Raw genomic sequence first — 3,497 nt, 5'->3', positions numbered from 1 at the left:
CCGGGCCGCCCACCTCCACAGGCTTGGACGAGAGCACCTCCACCCGGCGGATCACGCGGTTGTTCTCCGGCCGGGTGTCCTCCGGGTAGTCGATCTCGGCGACGATCTCCCAGGTGCCCGCGCTCAGCCCCGGGATCGTGCCCGTCTTGAGGGTGCAGCAGGGCATCCGGTCGATGGTCACCGTCTGCCATCCCCCGGCCGGCGCCGACCCGCCGGACTCCGGCCGTGCCCATAGCCGGAGCGGCACCTGGATCGCGCTGCGACCGAGGTTGTTCTGGTAGCCGAGGTAGATCCCCACCTCGAACGGCCGGCCCGCGTCGGCCATCGACGGCACGGCCAGGTCCACCACCGACGGGTCGTCGACCACGACCGCCGCGGGCTGCCGGATCGCGTAGGGCACGATGAGCACGTTGTTGGCCAGCCCGCCCTCGGGGCCGGGCTCCCCCTCCCGCTCGACCACTTCGGCCACCGCGCCGGCGCAGGTCTTCTCCGCCGGCAGCCCCTGCGCCCCGGCGATCCCCCTGGCCAGGGCGACCTTGGGGTTGGACGTGTGAGCGGTGCTCAGGGCGTACACGGTGGGCAGGTCGATGACCCCGACAATCCAGCCCTCGGCCCGGTCCCCCTCGGCCAGGGTCACCGTGAGCGGCACCGGATAGGGCTGCTGCGGCCCCAGCTCTCCCGGCAGCGGCACCTCCCCCAGCGGGCGGACCAGTTGGCCGTCCGCGTCCGTCAGGAACCAGCGCACGGTCCAGAGGCCCGGGCAGAGGGCTGCGAGGGTGCGCGTGGTCATCTCCAGCTGCAGCCGCGGCTCCAGCGAAACCGGCGTGCCCGGGGTCAGTTCCAGCGGAGCGGGCGCATCCAGCCACCGCAGGTCGTAGCTCTCCCCCGTCCGGAAGGCCACCAGGCGGCCGGAGGTTCCGCCGTCGGTCTCGAAGTTGACGCCGACCAGCAGCAGGCCGTGGGCGAAGGCCGGATCGACGCCGACGCCGGAGACCTGGGAGAAGTTGTACGGGCCGACGTTGGGCCGCTCCCCAGCCTTCAGCAGGAACAGCCGGTCGACGGGGGTACGGCTGTCCGGGTGGATCAGCGCCGCCCGGGCGGAGCCGCCGCCGGGGTTGCCGTTGTCCAGGGAGTAGCTGTAGAAGAAGCCGTTCACGTCGCCGAAGAGGAGCGCCCCGCGGCTGACCAGGGCGAGGGGGGCGGTGTTGAGGGAGGCCATCCGCCCGTCGAGCCGGTCAGCAGGGCCGAACTTGCGATACCACTTGAGCTCGCCGCTGGGGCCGATGGCCACCACGGCGCCGTCGCTGCCGGTGGGGCCGTCCCGGAGGCCGGCCCCGGTGTCGCTGTAGTTGCGCAGGGTAACGTAGAGGTGGGTTTCGGGGCCGTCCGGGGTCTGGCGGACCTCCACCGCGGGTTCAGTGTTGGTGAACGCGGCCTTGGCGCCGATGAGGGTGGGGACATCGATCATGTGCCCTTTCCAGCCGGCAGGCTCCAGCCCGTGATGCAGATTGGCACCCCAGAGGCGCCCTCGGGTGTCCAACCAGTACGCGTGGGTACCGTCTGAGGTGAAGTTGCCGGCGAATCCCGCAGTGCTGTCAACAGTCCAGACACGATAGGGCCTGTAATTGCTACTCCGGTCCAGGGCAAGCCGCAGTGCGCGCCCTCCCTGAAAGCCATCGGTGCCGATGACAAAGCTGGGGTCTTCTCCATGGAACGGGGCCATCACGGCAGACGGAGTGATAAAGCCTCCGAACCCTGCTACATCTTGCTTGTTCGTTACGCTCTCGTAGACCTGTCTGTGTACGGAACCGTTCAGTTGATCCAGTCCCTGGACCACCCAGACCTTGCCATGGGAGCGGGGACACAGCGGTCGTCCTTCTGGCCGGTTTTCCTCGCCGGGGTAGTTGGGCCGGTCCGCCACGACCACGATGTCCCGACCGTTGTCGTGGATCACCAGCGGAGATCCGACAACGGGGCAACCCAAGCTCAACTCTGCCGGCCTTGCCCAACCTTCTATGGTGTGATACGCCCAGAGCCAGCCGTACCCGGTGCCGAAGTAGAGAACTCCGGTGTCAGGGCTGTAGGTAGGGCTAGACTGCGGTGCGATGAACTGACCGTCGGGCGTCCGGTTAAACCTGATGAAATCGTCCTTTGCTACATCGCGTATCCTCTCGGGTTCTGCAATCGGGCGGTTGGCGCCGTCCAACGTCACCCGCCAGAGATAGTCGCCAGCTAAGTGATAGATGACCCGATCGATGACGACCGGTTGCGTAGCGCTTTCACCCACTGATGGAGTTTCCCAGTACGGTACCAGCTCGATCAAGCCGTGAGCACCGGTCTCCACAGACATGCGCTGTAGGGAGCCGCCTTTGGTAATCCAGTTACTGGCCCTGGCCTTGGACGTGGCAATCAAGACAGCCGTGCAGGCTAACACAACACCCGCCAACCACCGTGGCCATCTCATGAGCCACTCACTCCCTTCAGTACCGCACAGCTCGGTTCTCGAGATACCAGCTCGGGTACTCGAAGAGAGGGAAGAACGGCGTGAAAATATGGACCTGGTAAGAACCCGAAAGGGTCCCATCGGCAAGGCGGAATATGGGATTCGCCCCAACCCAGTACACCTTGGCCCCCATCTGCTCGGCGATGAACCGCACAGGGACCATGGTCCGGTCGTTTCGGATTACGGGCGGGGCATCAAGCGGGACTTCCCGCCCGTCCACGATGGCTGTCGGGTGATCAACGGTCAGCACGATCGTCCGCTCGGGCATGCTGATCAGTCGCTTTTCGAGGCGGAAACGGTATGGATCCGGCAAGTGCGTTTCGGGGTGGATCAGGTCTGGATAGTCGTAGCCCGGAGCGGGAACGGCCTTCATCACCTCGCGGCTGACTGCAGGGAAGTAGATCGTGACTCGTCGATTGTCCTGGTCCCAGGAGACCTGGGCACCCATCATCTCGCTGACAAACCGGACGGGCACGCGAACCCGGTTCACCGTGGTATCCAGGTAGGCCGGCGTATCGAAATGGCTGCTCGCGTTTCCGAAATTCAGGAAAAGAAAGATCTCGTCAGGGCTACCGTTGTGTCGGTAACCGTAATCCCGGCCTAATCCGGCGTGTGACTTGTCCATCCAGTACTCGTACTCGATACCTCGACCCTCAGCCAGCTTCTCCTCCTCACTGAGTTCACGGGTCTCAGTAATGGACTGAATGGGTTCATACCGACACGGCTTCAGATACAGCCGCGTCCAACCATAAGATCGACCGAACTCCTTGGTGATCAGCTGCGTATCCGGGACCGGGTACGCGTACACGTGCATCGTTGTACCACAGACCATCCAGTCCTCACGCCAGAACCAGGGATACTCCTGGGTCCAATCCGGCAGCGGGTGCCAGACCCACCAGTCATACCGTTCGTATCTCTCCGGCCGCTCAGCAAGCAACCGCTCCACCTCTGCCCGCATCCGCTCCGACATCCCCTCCGGAGGCGGCGGGGGCGT

General features: G+C 65.3%; 2 protein-coding genes. Both read right to left on the bottom strand.

What is annotated here, in order from left to right:
- Window positions 1–2,464: hypothetical protein (locus tag AB2385_RS16740; RefSeq protein WP_367656153.1), on the bottom strand; the 2,464-nt coding region annotated here is incomplete at its 3' end.
- A gap of 16 nt (window positions 2,465–2,480) precedes the next feature.
- A partial coding sequence (locus tag AB2385_RS16735; RefSeq protein WP_367656152.1) for a copper amine oxidase N-terminal domain-containing protein occupies window positions 2,481–3,497 on the bottom strand: 1,017 nt, incomplete at its 5' end.

The organism is Symbiobacterium sp., assembly GCF_040797425.1.
GTDB lineage: Bacteria > Bacillota > Sulfobacillia > Symbiobacteriales > Symbiobacteriaceae > Symbiobacterium.
The sequence above is the reverse complement of the archived record's forward strand: the minus strand, read 5'-3'. Positions and strand labels throughout refer to the sequence as shown.